Here is a 16,605-nt window from a genome sequence, read left to right as displayed (position 1 = left end):
GTTTATGAATTACACGATTCTCGATTTCTTGCAATTGATCGGATCATTGGGTGTGTTCCTCTTTGGAATGAAGATGATGAGTGAGGCCTTGCAAAAGGTAGCGGGTAATAAAATGAGAACCATCCTCGCCGCAATGACATCCAATCGCGTGAAAGGTGTTATCACCGGTCTTCTAATTACCACAATCATTCAAAGTTCGTCAGCGACCACGGTAATGGTCGTCAGTTTCGTGAACGCCGGGTTACTTGACCTTGTCGGTTCCATCGGGGTTATCATGGGAGCCAACGTGGGAACCACGTTCACGGCATGGTTGATTTCCATCCTCGGCTTCAAAGTCAGCATGGTAAGCCTGTCGCTTCCCCTGATCGGTCTGAGTTTACCGCTTCTGTTCTCGGCAAAGCGGATACGAAAGAGCTGGGGAGAATTAATCATCGGTTTCGGTCTTTTGTTTATCGGGTTGAACTTCTTGCAGGAGAACATGCCGAATATACACGAGAATCCTGAAATTCTAAACTTTCTGCATAATTACACGGACATGGGATACGGTTCCTACATCCTGTTTATGCTGATAGGAACAGCCTTAACGATATTGATACAATCCTCTTCCGCCACGATGGCATTGACGCTGGTCATGTGTGCCAACGGATGGATCGGGTTCGATATTGCCGCCTCCATGGTGTTGGGTGAAAACATAGGAACCACTATCACGGCAAATCTTGCCGCCATGGTTGCCAACACGACAGCGAAAAGAGCCGCATTCGCACATTTCCTGTTTAACGTGTTCGGGGTATTATGGGTACTAGCCATCTTCCCGATATTCCTCGGCTGGGTGGCAAAACTCAGTATAATTCTGGGTATCGGTAACCCGTTCACGGAGGTCGGTTCCGTGCCGGTTGCCTTATCATTATTCCATACTTGTTTTAATGTCGCTAACGTGTTCTTACTGATTTGGTTCACGAAAGTGATTGCCCAGTTGGTTACCCGGATGATTAAATCAAAAGAATCGGCAGACGATGCGTTCACGCTGAAACACATTAAAATCGGGTTGCTTTCTACCCCGGATGCTTCTCTATTCCAAGCGAAACAAGAGATTTCGCATTATGCAAAGAACACGTTGGACATGTATCGCCAAGTGGTAGAAATCATGCACACGCCGACAAAAGAGTTCGAGAAGAAATTCAACCGCATCGATAAACTGGAAGACGAGAGCGACGTGGTGGAAGTAGAAATCGCCGATTACTTGACCAAGGTTTCCGAGTCGAAACTCTCCACGGAAAATACACAACGGTTGCGTGCCATGTTTAGAATCGTATCGGAAATTGAAAGTATCGCGGATTCCTCGTTGAACGTGGCAAAGGCTATCGGTCGCCGGAATGAACAGAATATAGAATTTCCAGACTTTCTTGACGAGAAGTTACGCCACATGATGGCTATCGTGGACGAAGCTCTCGTTGTCATGTGCGCCAACCTTGCCCTTGAATACAAAGAGGTAAAAGCAAAAAAAGCTTACGAGGTGGAGCAAACGATCAATGATTACCGTACTATCCTGCAACAGGAGCACTTGACGGCTATCGAGGAGAAGAAATATAATTACGCGACAGGTATCGTTTACAGTGACATATTCTTCGAATGTGAAAAAATCGGAGATTACGCTATCAACGTGACCGAAGCGATAAAAGAAATTGGAGTAGACAATTAATTTACGATTTCAGATTACAGATTTACGATTATAAACGCAAACTGAATCTAAAATTTAAAATCATAAATCTAAAATTAAAATGGCACAAGAGGATGTTTTTAAGAAGCTGGTAGCACACTGTAAAGAATACGGGTACGTGTTCCAGTCATCAGAGATATATGACGGGTTGGCTGCCGTGTATGATTACGGTCAGTACGGGGTGGAATTGAAGAATAATATCAAGAAATACTGGTGGGACTCGATGGTACTCCTGCACGAGAATGTCGTGGGACTGGATTCCGCTATTTTTATGCACCCGAGCATCTGGAAGGCTTCCGGACACGTGGATGCATTTAACGATCCGTTGATTGACAATAAAGATTCCAAGAAGAGATATCGTGCCGACGTGTTGATCGAAGACCATATCGCCAAATACGAGGATAAGATCGAGAAAGACGTGGCAAAGGCCAAAAAAAGATTCGGGGAGAAATTCGACGAAACGTTATATCGCCAAACAAATCCCCAAGTGCTGGAGAATATCCGAAAAAAAGAGGAACTCACGGCAAGAATGGCAAAGGCGTTGAACGATAACGACCTGACGGAAGTGCGTCAGATTATCATCGACAATAAGATTGTATGCCCTATATCCGGTACCTGCAATTGGACGGAAGTACGCCAGTTCAACCTGATGTTCTCCACGGAGATGGGTTCCACGGCAGAAGGTGCCAGCAAGATTTACCTGCGCCCGGAAACCGCACAGGGTATTTTCGTGAACTTTCTGAATGTTCAGAAGACAGGACGGATGAAGGTTCCTTTCGGTATCGCTCAAATCGGTAAAGCGTTCCGCAACGAAATCGTGGCTCGCCAATTTATTTTCCGTATGCGCGAGTTCGAGCAAATGGAGATGCAATTTTTTGTACGCCCCGGTTCGGAATTGGAGTGGTTCAAGAAATGGAAAGAAACCCGTATGAGCTGGCATCAGGCTCTCGGTTTCGGGGCTGAAAACTATCGCTTCCACGATCACGAGAAATTGGCTCACTACGCGAATGCAGCCACAGACATCGAATATAAATTCCCGTTCGGGTTCAAGGAAGTAGAAGGTATCCATTCCCGCACGGACTTTGACCTGAAACGACATCAAGAATTCTCCGGCAAAAAATTACAATATTTTGATCCGGAATTGAACGAGTCATACGTGCCGTACGTGGTAGAAACATCTATCGGGGTAGACCGTATGTTCCTGCAAATCCTTTCCGCCGCGTACAAGGAGGAGGAGATCGTGAAAGAAGACGGTTCAAAGGATGCGCGTGTCGTGTTGAAATTGCCGCCCGCCTTGGCTCCGGTCAAACTTGCCGTTATGCCATTAGTGAAAAAAGACGGGCTACCGGAGAAAGCGGAAGAAATCATGAAATTATTACGTCTTGATTTCAGATGCCAATACGATGAAAAGGATTCTATCGGTAAGCGTTACCGTCGGCAGGATGCTATCGGAACCCCGTTCTGTATCACGGTTGACCATCAAACACTGGAAGACAATGCCGTGACCATACGTTATCGTGACACGATGGAACAGGAACGCGTGGCTATCGACCAATTATATGACATTTTGAAGAAGAAGACCGACTTGCGGGAAATCCTGAAAGAGGTCAAAATATAATTCGATGAGGGCGTGTCAAAACACGCCCTCTAGTCCATAAAGTCTTAAAGTCCATAAGGTCGTAAGGTCAAATCACTGAATTACCTGAACTTTTACTATCCTTCCCCGTATATAGTGTTACTAAATTAACCAACTAATTTGTAGCACTATGAAAAAATTGACATTGCTATTGTTGATTGCTATCTCTTGTGGAATCTACACGGGAGCACGAGCGCAAGTCAACGTGACTTCCGTGTCGGCAAAAAATGATGCGGATAACTTTTACAAAATGATGAAAGAAGCTTTTCCGCTATCCTTTAACGATCCCGCTTCCCCGAGATTTGTGTTTTTCAACAAGGATAAAAACTTCGTATTCGGCGTGGGAGGGTTTGTACAGGTGCAGGGAATTTACGATTTTAACGGAGTTCCCAATGACAATTACTTCGAAACGAACTCTATCGCCCTGAAAGGTCATCAATCCGGCGGACGTTACGGTATCGACGTGGGACAGTCCCGGTTATTCTTCAAACTGGTAGGCGATACAGAAGTCGGCAGACTGGTTACTTACATGGAAATGGAGTTCGAAGGCTCACAAAACGCTCCTATCCTAAGACAGGCTTTCATTAAATTCAGAGGCTTCACTATTGGTAAGACATGGAGTACTTTCTGTGACATTTCCGCGGGTCCTGCCACAATCGACGAGGAAGGCCCGACCAGTGAAGTTGCCTTACGTCAACCGCAAATCCGGTACACGCGGGATTTCAACGAGCATTGGCAAGCCTCTTTAGCCCTTGAATACGTGGAACCGTCTTACACGGAAGGAGAATTCACGGATTATATTCATCAAAGGATTCCCGACATCCCGCTTAACGTGAGATACAGTTTCAAAAACGGCAGTCACTTGCAAGCCGGAGCGGTATTAAGAAACATGTATTACAAGGATGAAATCAAGGACAAAGACCAAATCGTAACGGGCTGGGGCGCCTCTTTAAGTGGAATCTGGCAGTTCTCGGAAAGCACGTCTTTCTGTTTCCAAGGTGTTTGCGGTAAAGGTATTTCCAATTATATACAGGATATATCCGGTATAGGTCTTGACCTCGTACCCAGTGCCACCGCCGAGGGAAAATTGAAAGCATCCCGCGCGTGGGGAGCCTATGGAGGTTTCTCTCACAAATGGAATGAAGAGCTTTCTTCCAACATCATGTACAGTTACGCCCGTGTAGAGGAACGGTTCGGCATGCCGACCACCTCATACAAATACGCTCAATACGCCGCCGCCAATCTATTCTGGGATTTCAGCGAATACGGTTCATGTGGTATCGAATACGTCTTCGGACGCCGTAACGACTTCAACAAAGACTACGGTAATGCGAGTCGTATCAACACGATGATACAGTATCGCTTCTAAAGTAGCGGGTTCATAAAGTTCATAAGGTTTATAAAGTTCATAAAGTTTATAAACCTTATGAATTTTATAGACTCCATTATTCGGTTATTTATATTACTTTCGCGTCAAATTGTTCAACTCATTTGAAATGAAAGTTCACCACGGAGTCGAAGGTATTAATATCAAGAACCCGGTTGTCACTATCGGTAGTTTTGACGGAGTGCATTTAGGACACGCCCGCGTGATTCAACACTTGAAAGAGAAAGCTGACCGTATCGACGGAGAGTCCGTTATTATCAGTTTTGAACCTCACCCGCGGGAAGTGTTGTATCCTCTGGAAAAGAAACCGGGTATACTGACAACTCTCGAGGAGAAAATTGCCATACTGGAACAATACGGGGTAGACCATTTGATTATCTTGAAATTCACTCTCGAATTTTCCCAACAACCTTATCAAGACTTCGTGAAAAATATTCTGGTGGACAAGATTCATATCAAAGGACTCGTCGTGGGATACGACCACCGGTTCGGGAAGAATCGGGCGGGGAATTTCGAAAGCTTGCAGGAATTATCCTTGAAATACGGTTTCTTTCTGGAACGGGAAGTTGTATTCGAGGAGAATGACGTGAATGTCAGTTCCACGAAAATACGAAACGCTTTGGCCGTTGGCGATATCAACACGGTAAACCGTTTTCTCGGTTACCCCTACTCCATTACCGGGAAAGTCGTGGACGGACGCAAATTAGGTCGGGAAATAGGTTTCCCAACGGCAAACGTGCAAATCCCGGAAGAAAGAAAATTACTCCCCGCGATAGGCGTTTATGCCGTAGAAGTTTTCATCGGGGAACAGGTCTTCCATGGAATGTTAAATATTGGGATACGCCCGACGGTGAGTAAAGAAGGCATCGTTTCCTGTGAGGTTCATATTTTCGACTTCAACCAAAATATCTACAACCGGACTATCACGATAAAACTGATTACCCGCCTTCGGGGAGAACGAAAATTCGAAGATATAAAGGAGCTTCGGGAACAATTGGAAAAAGACAAGGCCGAGGCTATCAGGTTGTTTCAGAAATAAAAATCCTTTTGATTCCTTGACTGGCGGTTCAATGATTTTCCCGAATCATTGAACCGTCAATTAAAGCACCATTCAGTTTTTCCATCGTTTCAGCGTGGGGAAAAATTTCCTCATCTCGGCTCTGGCCTCTTCTCTCGTGAACGGACGTTCCACATCTTTATTGAATTCATCTAAAAACTCAAGATTATGGTCTATCATCTCATTCATGGTGTAGTTGCCGGTGAAAGCCCCGTCTTGATAACAATATGTACAATACTCGGTATTCACACTACCGTCATCATTAGTACCGAATTGCTCCTCTGCCATCATGGGCATACCGCAACTCTGACAAATTTTATTCTTCATAATATTTGATGTTTAGATTCTAACATGACAAATATATCGAATTTCTACCAAATAAAGATTCACTCTATCAGCGAATAATATTTGATTTTCATATAATTTTAAGAAACTTGTCAAACGTAATTTCCGTTTAACACATAAAACATGAAAGCATGAAGAGGAAAACATTATTTATCGCAACATTATTACTGGCAGGAACGCTGGTATCGTATACCGATGCATGTACTCGAGTGGTATATATCGGACAAAACGGCATGGTCGTAACAGGCAGGACTATGGACTGGAAAGAAGATTTAAAGTCAAATATTTACGTGTTTCCCAGAGGAATCGAGAGAGCGGGAGCCGACAAAGGGAACACGATGCATTGGAAATCAAAATACGGTAGTGTCATCACCGCCGGATATGATATCGGTACTTCCGACGGGATGAACGAGAAAGGATTGGTTGCCAACCTCCTGTATCTGGCTGAATCCGATTACTACCGTCCGAATGACACTCGTCCGGTAATGGGAATCAGTATATGGACACAATACGTGTTGGACAATTTCGCCACGGTAGACGAGGCGGTAAACGAGTTGCGCAAGGAAACTTTCCGCATTGACGCACCGGATATGCCGAACGGAGCCAAATCAACATTACATCTTGCTATCTCGGATGCCTCGGGTAACAGTGCCATTTTTGAATACATCAAAGGCAAACTGGTCATACACGAGGGGAAAGAATACCAAGTGATGACAAACTCTCCTTCCTATGAACAGCAAATCACGTTGAACAATTACTGGAAGCAAATCGGCGGTCTGGTGATGCTACCGGGCACGAACCGTGCAGCCGACCGTTTTGTCAGGGCTTCCTTTTACATCAATGCCATCCCGCAAACAGACAAACAACAGGAAGCCGTGGCTGGAGTATTCAGTGTTATCCGGAATGTATCGGTTCCTCTCGGGATTTCAACTCCCGATCAACCGAATATTTCCTCCACGCGTTGGAGAACTGTTTCAGACCAAAAGAATAAGGTTTACTTCTTTGAATCTACAATAACCCCGAATGTATTCTGGCTTGACTTGAAAGGTCTGGATTTCACGGAAGGAGCACCGGTAAAGAAACTGAACTTGGCAAACGGAGAAGTTTACGCCGGAAATGCCGATAAACACATGGTTACAAGTCCCTCGTTCAAATTTCTGTTCGAAGCGATTTATAATTAATAAAACCATAAAGAGGGGGAATTAAAATCCCCCCTCTTTATGGTTTTATAGACCTTATTGTAATTGCCGGATTTACGACAACGGGACACGAATCACAACGTGGCGACTAATTCTCTTTGACTTTTAAAGAAATGTATCCGCTGTAAATCGCCGCTCTCGGATATCAATGTCGAGAATCTTTTCAAGGAAAGAATCCAACTTTTCACGCTCTCGAAGGTCTTATCGTCCAAAGACGCTATCCCGTTCAACGTGAATGCCTTTATCAGACTAAGGTTATATTTCCGCGTGTGAACATAGGAGTACGTCGTGTCGAAATTAATATTGGATATATAAAAATGTATCCTGTTCCCGTTATCGAATCTCCCTTTTGCCGCCAAGCGTTCCAAACAATTCAAAAAATGGAACAATTCTTCTTTCAATTCCTGCACGTCGGCATTGGATATCAGGTTCACGCTAGCAAAATATTTGATATCATTGATCAGGTAAAGGAATATCATGTTATCGAATATATAACTCGTGTCTTTTACCCGACGAGCCTCCACGACCAAATCCTTCTGTATACGGACTAACCGTTCCTCCGGTACGATTTCATGTAATGTCTTCACGGAATCCAACCCGTCCCTTTGGGCTTTCCACTTGAACAGGTAGAACCTTGAAAGAAATTTGTAATCCTGATAAAGGGGTTGCGGCAGTATGTTCGTGGAAGATGCACTCTCGGAATAGGTTTTCTCGTCAAGAGTCCGGAATACATCCACGTAATTCTCCATCATCAGGAAATCCGTTTCCAACGGGTTAAAAAACTCTGTCAACTTCAACTGGAAAGGCCTGCTTTTCGGGGACACGGATTCCAAAAGACTATCCACCGAAATATTCATTTCTTTCGAGATTAGCGCCGTTTCCAATAACGTGAAAGGAACGTCTCCCCGTAACCGACGATATATCGCCTCCTTCCCAATACATAATATATTTCCCAGAACACTCGCCAAATTTTCCTCGTGAGGCACTTTCGTTCGTATGGCATTCAATAAGTTATCATGCAAAACTTCTTGTTTCATTTTTCCTTTCCGTATTTTTAAATATTCTTTTGCCGATAACATACGCCTCCTTCGGATGACTCGACCAAGATACGATATTTTCAAAATAAACCAAACAACATTTTATAATATCATTTCCGTTTTTTCTTGTTAAATCAAATTATCGAAAACCATCCCTATTTACGGTAAATATCGTTCCAAACGACTTCCATTTCAAAAAATGAGGATTCCAACATTAGACCAATGCTTTATTTTCAAAAATAAAAACACACGCCTAATTTTCCTTTATATTTAGAACTTACAGGGGTGAAAATCCTCATTGATTCCTACTGTAATTAGAAAATCACTCTATACATTTGTCATGTCACATCACTAATGGCCACATCCAATTCCACATCCAGAAATAATCCGTAGAACGGATTATATCAATATCGTGTCCCAGGCCAGGCGATCAGATCTAGCGCACCTCAACTACCTTCAATGCCAGACTGGTCGCCATTTCTTTTTTACCCGTGCGTGCATTTTTTTCGTCTTTAAAGACTTACTTTTCAAACTCATTTTTATAACTTTGTGTTCGTGCAAAAATTTCAAGCAAATGCTAACATTTATTATTTCAATCGGATTACTAATCGTCGCTTATTTCACCTACGGGAAATTTGTTGAACGATTTTTCGGGGCATCATCCACTATCGCTACCCCAGTAAAACGTCTTGCAGACGGAGTGGATTACCATGAACTGAAGCCTTGGCGTATTTTCGTGATTCAGTTTTTAAATATTGCCGGATTGGGTCCCATCTTCGGGGCAATTCTCGGTGCCGCCTACGGTCCCATGGCTTACGTGTGGATCGTTGTCGGTTGTATATTCATGGGCGCCACTCATGACTATTTTTCCGGAATGCTATCTACCCGTCACGACGGGACCAGTCTGCCCGACATCGTGGGCAAATACCTCGGTAACGGGGTGCGCAAGTTCATGACGTTCTTCACGGGCTTTCTGTTGCTAGCCGTCGGGGTTTCTTTCGTGAACGGTCCGGCAGAACTATTAGGCAGCCTGACCAAGATGAGCATGACGCCTTGGTTATACATCATATTTGCTTATTATATTATAGCGACCTTATTACCAATCAATAAGATAATCGGTAAAATCTATCCGTTCATGGGTGCCGCCCTGATATTTATGGCTGTCAGCGTGGGAGCCTATTTGCTTTACGGCGGATTTAGCGGAGAACTTGTTTTGGAGAACCTGACTTTCGATTCCATGCGCAATATGCATGCCGATCCGCAACACAATATTCTTTTCCCGATGTTATTCATCGTGATTTCCTGTGGAGCCATTTCCGGTTTCCATGCCACGCAGTCGCCCATGATGGCACGCTGCATGACAGACGAGAAGTACGGGCGTCCGATTTTCTACGGGGCAATGATTTGCGAGGGTATCGTTGCCATGATCTGGGCCACGGCAGCCATGGCATTTTTCGGTGGAGCGGAAGGGCTGAATACGGCAGCAGAAGGAGGTGCAACCCCGGCAATCATCGTGAACCAGATATGTAACTCTTGGCTGGGACGCTTCGGAGCAATTATTGCCATCATTGGCGTGGTCGTTTGTCCCATCACTTCCGGCGACACGGCATTCCGAAGTATGCGATTGATTATCGCCGACGCCTTGAAATTCAACCAAAAACCGATTAAGAACCGCTTGATGGTATCCATTCCAATTTTTGCGGTCGCCTACCTGCTCTGCAACGTGGATTTCTCCACTATCTGGAAATACGTGGGAATAGGTAATCAAGTATTGGCAACCATCACCCTATGGACAGCCGCCACTTATCTGGCAAAGAAAGGCAAACCGCATTGGATGATGTCGCTTCCGGCAACATTCCTGAGTGTCGTGTGCGCTACCTATTTTATGATTGCCCCCTACAAGGTCGGCGGATTATTTATCGCTCCCGCCATCAGCTACCCGGTAGGAATCGTGGTCGGACTCGGGTTATTCGTGTTGTTTATAACGAAAGTAGCAAAGCATAAAACTACCTAAACACGCCTAGAACAAGAGCGGGGAATTTGCAATGAAGCCGTGCGATAGAAGAGAAGCAATAATATCTCTCGTTATGCAAATCCCCCGACTCTAAAATTTTATCTCATCATCATGGATGTTTTGGGTTTACTTTCGTTTACCAATTCTTCCAATTTATCCATCAAGGCTTTTCCTCGCAAATTGGTACCCACGATACGTCCCTCTTTATCCAACACCAAAATATAAGGTATTCCCGAGAATTGATACTGTTTCATCACATCTTTCCCGGCTTGTGGAGCGCATACTTGTTCCCAAGGCATATTTTCCTCTGCCAAGGCTTTTTTCCAAGCGGCATCGCTCTTGTCGATAGACACGCTGAAAAAAGCCACTCCTTTGTCCGCATACTTAGCATAAGCCTCTTTCAAGTGAGGAATCTCACCCCGGCAAGGACCACACCATGAAGCCCAAAAATCCATGACGAGATATTTCCCTTTAAAATCTTGCGGACCTAAATTCTTTTTCCCGTCGGGAGTCGGACAAGAAAATTCAGGTGCCATTCCACCTTGTTTTATAAGCTCCTGTTGTGCACGAGCCGCTTTAAAATCTTTCACTGCCACGCTAGTCGGATATTTTGCCTCCAGTGTTGTCAAGACTTTCTGAACCGTTTCGGCATACTCTTCTCCTCGCAATTTGGCAAGAATAGCCACCACGGCTTCCCGATCGGCATACATCTCTGCCCAATGCTGTAAACGGTCGCACATATCATGAATTGCAACTTCACTCAACTGTAAGGACAATTCCTGTTTCACGGGATCGGCAATCTCCTTTTGCCCGTACACCGGACGAGACAGATTCCCCATAAATTGCATATTCCGAAAAGCCTCCCAATTCAATTTATCCATCACCTCATTGTTATCGCCTCCGGTAACACGAATATACATCGAACGCATAACTTTAACTTTGGCATTCCCGAAACCGGGAAAATCAACACGCACATCTTCCTTTCCAGCCCAAAATTCAACCCGTTGTCCACCTTGACATTCCAAAATATACACGCCAGGGTTTTCTACCCTCATTTTCAACTCGTAAGTCCCGTCCGACTTAATGTCACAAGAATCAATCACCTGTTTGAAAAATCCTTCCTTCTTGATTAACCTGATAATATCTTCCCCCTCGCGTAATGCCGCAACCTTTCCGGTTATCGTGATCGTGGGACGGTAATTCTTGTCATTCTTCTCCGGGTGCCTTAGCTTATCGGTAACGGTTAAAAAAGAATTCTTTAATGACGCCGATTCCTTGGCATTCGGCTTCCGGTCACAAGCCATAGCAAACTGCTCCATCCACTTCGCCACCTCTTCACGCAATACCATATCCTTACAAGCCATATTTACCCGCAAACCCCAGTTGTAAACAATAAATTCACTATTTTCCCCGGCTTGCAAACGCTCACTTCCCAAACGAACAAATTCTGCCCAATTACCCGCTTTCATGGCATAATTCATGCGAGCATCACTGATAATCTGTTCTTTCCGATCGATATCCCTTTTCAACAAATCCCGGACATACTTCTCGAATCCTTTTTCGTCAAATACCCCTATCCCATCTTCCTCTTTCCAATAACGATAAGCCCCTCCATTATACAATTGGAACAATTTCCGGTTCACTTCTTTCTCCCCGTACAAATTGATAAACTCTTTCCGATTCTTGTACACGTATTTAGCCTCGTCAGAATCAACATCCTTCACGTATTTGATAAACAAATCCCAATATTCCCGTTCTTTCAACTTGGTTTTATCCAACGTGTCAAAATACTCCAAACAGATATCTGCCGCTTTCTTTCCCTCCCCGGCAACATCCAGCACTTCCATGTAATTCTGTATAAAACCGGGCTGACGATTTCCTTCCGTATACATCCTATTCATTGAAGTATATCCGTTTCCTTCAATCGCCCGGACAGCTTCCCTTAACAGAATCTTCCCATCCGGAGCCCCCACGATGCGATGTGACATATTGCCGTCTTTATCCAAAAAAAGTAAAGTCGGGTATCCTGTCACCTTGTACCGTTTGTTCAATTCTTTCCCCTGATCGGTTCCCATATCCATCTTCACGTTGATAAAACGGGAATTAAAATACTCCCCAACTTCCGGCTTGGTAAATACTTCTTGCGCCAACCTTTTGCACGGTACACACCACACGGTATAGCAATCCATAAAAATCGGCTTACCGGTTTTCCTCGATTCGGCTAATGCCTCATTCCAAGAGCCTTCAAAAAAACGGATACCCGTTTCTACTTCTGCTTTCGTTTGCATGGGTTGAGCAACTGTCATTTGAGCCCGAGAGCCATCCACACCAATCAATAACATCCCAATGGTACTTACGATCGTAAGTAAATAACAATACTTCATATCCTTTTAAATTATAAATTAATTTACTTTATTTTCCACCCCATGTCTTTCACTTTCCCGAAACCATAAAACGGTTTTTGAGTACTCAAATCCACCGCACCGCTGGAAGGATTTACTCTTAACTGGTACACCGTTCCTTTTCCTTCCTGTTCGTTATACGTGGCAATATACAACACTTCACAAGCATTAGGCGGAGTATTTGCCATCATCATCGAACCCTGATAATATTTCTGCAACCGGATACAAGTCACCTCGTCCCCCTTCGGGTCTTCCCACACGGCATCACCGGTACTGTTCGTGGACTTATAATCGTACAGGTACACTTTACTACCGGCTGCATAATAGAGTATTTCACCCTTGTATCCGGCGGTCATAGAAGAAATCCCATCCGACAGTCCTTTACAATTTGCCATATCATACTTCCCGACACCTATCATATTTTGAGTCATTATACTACAAAAATCGGCTGCCAACAAATAATAATGTTCTTGCCCGTCTTTCATAATCACGTATTCATAATGACTCCAACCGTAATCACTCATGACCAGTTCCAATCCCACATCATTACAATCGAACGCAATCCCTGCGCTCTGAATAGGCAAAGCGACAACCTCCGTCCGATTCGATTTTATACACATAAACTTCCGGTTCTCCTGATCATACACGACACCGCTATAACCGGAACTCATATTCGCGCACCATTTTGCCAGTTTTCCATACACCCCGGTGCAAGGTACCCCGAAAAACAAATTCGTCCGGTTCGCCCCGCTCGTGGAAAAATTAACCGTGTGCATCTTCCCGTCATTCATTACTAATTCCCGTTTATTGTAAAAAGCGGTATAACAATCAGGAGCCTGTACAGAAGGAGTTGTCCAGAACATATCATTAAATGAATATAATTTACTGAAGGAAGAGGGTGCCACGCCAACCATATCTTTATCGGTCACCGCTATTACTGCCTGCGGATTCGTGGAAACGGAATACAGCAAACGAACAGGTTTACCGTCCAAAGGGACATCATTGAACGTCGAATATATATCCACCCATGTTTGTTCCCTAGTCACGTTCGGGGCTATCAGTTTATCCACGATCAAACCGACATCCGTTTTACCATCCCGTTCGTACAACACCATCCATCCCTCGCTCAACGCCGCATTCACTTTCAACCCGAATTTCATAAACTCCCGGGTATTCGTCTGTTTGTTCAGTACCGTGAACACCAATTCCCAGTTCCGCTCTTCCAACTCCACGGGAATCTTCAATTCAATCTGTTCGGCGACTGTATCCCGATCCGCGATCGGGGTTCCCATGCCCTGTTGATAAACTACCCAACTAAATTCCAACTCCGGGTATTGCGCCTCGGAACCATTCACCAGTTTTCCCTTGTAATACACCTTCAAAGGAATGTCCAGAACATCCATCCGGGCAATAGAATAGTCCGCTTGAATCAACCCGCCTGTCGAATCAATAACAATCTCGTCCAATTCCCGGTAATCGTAATTACCCTTGTCGTCGTAACACGCCCATAATCCCGTACAGGCAACAATCAGCGATATAATATATTTCAAAAAATTCATAGCCTTACACTTTAAAAAGTTATCGGTCCGTACTCATCCGACAACGGACGATCCGGATTCTCCGGGTTATTATTGTACTCCTCAACGGCAAGCCTGCATTTCGCCTGCAAATACTGGGCTTCAAAATAAGATATCTCGTAAGGTGGGGTAGGTGTACCTTGATAGATCACCCGAAGAATTACTTTTCCCGTCACCTTTATAATAAACTGATACTTCTTGTGACTATATGTACCAAAGAAATTTTTCAATGGCATATAAGTTTCCGGATCGTCATCCCAGTATTGAGGTCTTTCCTCCTTATCCTTGATATTCAATTTTAGGGAAGCATATTCCTTCGCCCCTGTTTCAAATCGTTCATTTTCCTTCAAACTTAAAGAAAGCGAAAATGCCTTATTCTTAAAATCTGACGTATTCTTCAAATATATCGGGAAACTTCCCCCGGTAGTCCCTGCCTTTAACACGTAAGACGGCAACACGTAATGCTCCCCGGCAATCACTGTCGAGGCATCACCTCCCGTGACTTCCAATTCAAACGTGTAATCCTCTTTCAACGGCACTCCCGCCAACTTCACGTAGAACATTACCGAGTCCAACTCCGTATTCAGCGGGCGGAACGCGTAATTGTATTCCGTACTATCCACTCTTCCTTCCAAAGATTCGGTTCCGAACCAAAGATTCAATGCACGCGACTCCTCATCAAACATCAGTTTGTCGTCTTCCTCGCAGGCACACAACACCAAAGCGATGATAACACCCAAATATATCATTTGTCTTTTCATAATACCTTCTTATTTATTGCTTACCCAACCCGGATTCTGTAACTCTGCTTTCGGCATCGGCAGTTTGTACACACCCTGACCGATCACGTCCGCATCCGTCCCTTTGATCATCGGTAAATTCAACCGCTTGTAATGAAAAAATAATTGTCCTTCCCCGATTATTTCCTTCCGGAATTCAGACAACAGAACAGTATCAAAATCCGTCACATCAGCCTCTCCCAAGTCTGCAACACCCCTGTGACGCCGTACTTCATTCAACGCTGCCAACACATCCCCGGATGTATAATGACGACACTCTGCAAGGATATAGTGCATTTCCGACAAACGGAGCAACGGCATCTTGTTCCGGTAAGACGCCGACCAAGCGGTAGTACCATTCCCTTCCAACTGATCGTATTTTTTGAGGTAGCGCAACGTATTACTCAACCCAGTGCCGGTTTTGAACTGGTACAGATAACGATAATCCTGAGCCGACTCGTAATACCCCAATAATGTTGACTCGCTCACCGCGAAGACAGAATTACTCCCGGAAAAATACTTCTCGGCACGGCTTCCCAACGTCACCACGTTCAAAGCAAACAAATGTTCCGTGGAAAAAGAAAGATCCGCCATTTTCTCGTCCGTCAAATTGGACTGTTTCACCCACTCAAACTTACCGGACTCGATGACCTCCGAGGCACAACTTGCAGCATTCGCGTAATCTTTCTTGTACAGGTACACCCGTGCCTGCAATCCTTTCACCGCGTAATAGTTCAAGTGAATCTGTCGATGAAGTAAATACCCGTTGTCGTCGGTTTCCGTGACGGTCTTTCCCGTGTATATCGGGTCATTTTTCAAGTACTCCAATGAAGCTTCCAGATCCTCCAGCACCTTACCGATAACCTCTTTCACCGTTCTCTGCGGGAAGGTTTCCGGCGTGTAAGCCGTCACGTAAGGGATTGCCATCTTATCCGGATTCTCCGCATAGCTTGCCCCGAACAAACGTAACAAATCAAAATGCAGGAATGCACGCAATGCCAAAGCCTCCCCTTTAATCACGTCATAATTCACACCCGAAAATACCGACTTTTTGCCGTCAATCTCTTCCAGCAGTTTATTGGCATTGGCAACCGCGTTGTACAAACCGTTCCACACGGAATCAATCCGTATCTCCGGTTTCGTGTTTCCATATTTATAATCCTTATCGTCAGTATAGTCTGTCGGCTGATAATCCCATTCCTGAGCCAGTACGCCCAACATCCCGAAAGTCAACTCTTTGCCGTAAAGATATTCCTGTGTCATGATACTATAGACACCCGCCAACGCTTCCTTGAACCCGCTCTCGGAAGAATACAGGTCCTTGTCCTTCACCTGTGATTTCGGCTCCACGTCCAACCAATCGTTACATGACACGAACATCAGCAAAACCAAGCCGCAACACAGGTATTTTCTGTAATTATTTATTTTATTTCTCATAATCCTGTTCTGTTATCG

At 44.5% G+C, this 16,605-nt stretch carries 12 protein-coding genes; 6 read left to right on the top strand and 6 right to left on the bottom strand.

Annotated features, from left to right (window positions below):
* Positions 1-4 precede the first annotated feature (4 nt).
* The 4 genes from CS948_RS10185 to CS948_RS10170 all read left to right on the top strand — a co-directional run bounded on the left by CS948_RS10185 (position 5) and on the right by CS948_RS10170 (position 5,779).
* Positions 5-1,699, top strand: a complete 1,695-nt coding sequence (locus tag CS948_RS10185; RefSeq protein WP_099291572.1) for a Na/Pi cotransporter family protein — start codon at positions 5-7, stop codon at positions 1,697-1,699.
* 79 nt (positions 1,700-1,778) lie between these two features.
* Positions 1,779-3,335: a glycine--tRNA ligase gene (locus CS948_RS10180; protein WP_099291571.1), complete on the top strand. Its 1,557-nt coding sequence runs from the start codon at positions 1,779-1,781 to the stop codon at positions 3,333-3,335.
* 148 nt (positions 3,336-3,483) lie between these two features.
* Positions 3,484-4,722, top strand: coding sequence for a DcaP family trimeric outer membrane transporter (locus tag CS948_RS10175; protein WP_176555001.1), 1,239 nt, complete (start codon positions 3,484-3,486; stop codon positions 4,720-4,722).
* Between the two features lie 127 nt (positions 4,723-4,849).
* Entirely contained in the window at positions 4,850-5,779 is a 930-nt protein-coding gene (locus CS948_RS10170) for a bifunctional riboflavin kinase/FAD synthetase (protein ID WP_099291570.1), read from the top strand.
* 72 nt (positions 5,780-5,851) lie between these two features.
* Here CS948_RS10170 and CS948_RS10165 read toward each other — a convergent pair whose 3' ends face one another.
* A complete protein-coding gene (locus CS948_RS10165) occupies positions 5,852-6,124 on the bottom strand; it encodes a zinc ribbon domain-containing protein (RefSeq protein ID WP_099291569.1) in 273 nt (90 codons plus the stop codon).
* Positions 6,125-6,273: 149 nt separating this feature from the next.
* Here CS948_RS10165 and CS948_RS10160 point away from each other — a divergent pair, with 149 nt between their 5' ends.
* Entirely contained in the window at positions 6,274-7,323 is a 1,050-nt protein-coding gene (locus CS948_RS10160; protein WP_099291568.1) for a linear amide C-N hydrolase, read from the top strand.
* 92 nt (positions 7,324-7,415) lie between these two features.
* On the opposite strand, the gene CS948_RS10155 is transcribed toward CS948_RS10160, so the two are convergent.
* Positions 7,416-8,378 (bottom strand): helix-turn-helix domain-containing protein, encoded by a 963-nt coding sequence (locus tag CS948_RS10155; RefSeq protein WP_099291567.1) that lies wholly within the window; start codon positions 8,376-8,378, stop codon positions 7,416-7,418.
* Between the two features lie 574 nt (positions 8,379-8,952).
* On the opposite strand from CS948_RS10155, the gene CS948_RS10150 reads away from it, so the two are divergent.
* Entirely contained in the window at positions 8,953-10,392 is a 1,440-nt protein-coding gene (locus tag CS948_RS10150; protein ID WP_099291566.1) for a carbon starvation protein A, read from the top strand.
* A gap of 98 nt (positions 10,393-10,490) precedes the next feature.
* On the opposite strand, the gene CS948_RS10145 is transcribed toward CS948_RS10150, so the two are convergent.
* From CS948_RS10145 to CS948_RS10130, 4 genes are read right to left on the bottom strand one after another with little or no spacing between them, the layout of a single operon-like run.
* Positions 10,491-12,776 (bottom strand): TlpA family protein disulfide reductase, encoded by a 2,286-nt coding sequence (locus tag CS948_RS10145; RefSeq protein ID WP_099291565.1) that lies wholly within the window; start codon positions 12,774-12,776, stop codon positions 10,491-10,493.
* 23 nt (positions 12,777-12,799) lie between these two features.
* A complete protein-coding gene (locus tag CS948_RS10140) occupies positions 12,800-14,353 on the bottom strand; it encodes a PKD-like family lipoprotein (protein ID WP_099291564.1) in 1,554 nt (517 codons plus the stop codon).
* An 11-nt stretch (positions 14,354-14,364) separates the two neighbouring features.
* Complete coding sequence (locus tag CS948_RS10135) at positions 14,365-15,132, bottom strand: DUF4843 domain-containing protein (RefSeq protein WP_099291563.1); 768 nt, start codon at positions 15,130-15,132, stop codon at positions 14,365-14,367.
* 9 nt (positions 15,133-15,141) lie between these two features.
* Positions 15,142-16,587, bottom strand: coding sequence for a RagB/SusD family nutrient uptake outer membrane protein (locus CS948_RS10130; protein ID WP_255301947.1), 1,446 nt, complete (start codon positions 16,585-16,587; stop codon positions 15,142-15,144).
* Positions 16,588-16,605: the final 18 nt, after the last annotated feature.

Origin of the sequence: Butyricimonas sp. Marseille-P3923 (genome assembly GCF_900184685.1) — a bacterium.
Lineage (GTDB): Bacteria > Bacteroidota > Bacteroidia > Bacteroidales > Marinifilaceae > Butyricimonas > Butyricimonas muris.
The sequence above is the reverse complement of the archived record's forward strand: the minus strand, read 5'-3'. Positions and strand labels throughout refer to the sequence as shown.

What these genes read in the sequence shown, in the direction of transcription:
- CS948_RS10150 (WP_099291566.1), top strand. Translation starts at nt 8,953, where the DNA reads ATGCTAACATTTATTATTTCAATCGGATTACTAATCGTCGCTTATTTC.
- CS948_RS10175 (WP_176555001.1), top strand. Translation starts at nt 3,484, where the DNA reads ATGAAAAAATTGACATTGCTATTGTTGATTGCTATCTCTTGTGGAATC.
- CS948_RS10155 (WP_099291567.1), bottom strand. Translation starts at nt 8,378, where the DNA reads ATGAAACAAGAAGTTTTGCATGATAACTTATTGAATGCCATACGAACG.
- CS948_RS10170 (WP_099291570.1), top strand. Translation starts at nt 4,850, where the DNA reads ATGAAAGTTCACCACGGAGTCGAAGGTATTAATATCAAGAACCCGGTT.
- CS948_RS10165 (WP_099291569.1), bottom strand. Translation starts at nt 6,124, where the DNA reads ATGAAGAATAAAATTTGTCAGAGTTGCGGTATGCCCATGATGGCAGAG.
- CS948_RS10130 (WP_255301947.1), bottom strand. Translation starts at nt 16,587, where the DNA reads ATGAGAAATAAAATAAATAATTACAGAAAATACCTGTGTTGCGGCTTG.
- CS948_RS10160 (WP_099291568.1), top strand. Translation starts at nt 6,274, where the DNA reads ATGAAGAGGAAAACATTATTTATCGCAACATTATTACTGGCAGGAACG.
- CS948_RS10140 (WP_099291564.1), bottom strand. Translation starts at nt 14,353, where the DNA reads ATGAATTTTTTGAAATATATTATATCGCTGATTGTTGCCTGTACGGGA.
- CS948_RS10185 (WP_099291572.1), top strand. Translation starts at nt 5, where the DNA reads ATGAATTACACGATTCTCGATTTCTTGCAATTGATCGGATCATTGGGT.
- CS948_RS10135 (WP_099291563.1), bottom strand. Translation starts at nt 15,132, where the DNA reads ATGAAAAGACAAATGATATATTTGGGTGTTATCATCGCTTTGGTGTTG.
- CS948_RS10180 (WP_099291571.1), top strand. Translation starts at nt 1,779, where the DNA reads ATGGCACAAGAGGATGTTTTTAAGAAGCTGGTAGCACACTGTAAAGAA.
- CS948_RS10145 (WP_099291565.1), bottom strand. Translation starts at nt 12,776, where the DNA reads ATGAAGTATTGTTATTTACTTACGATCGTAAGTACCATTGGGATGTTA.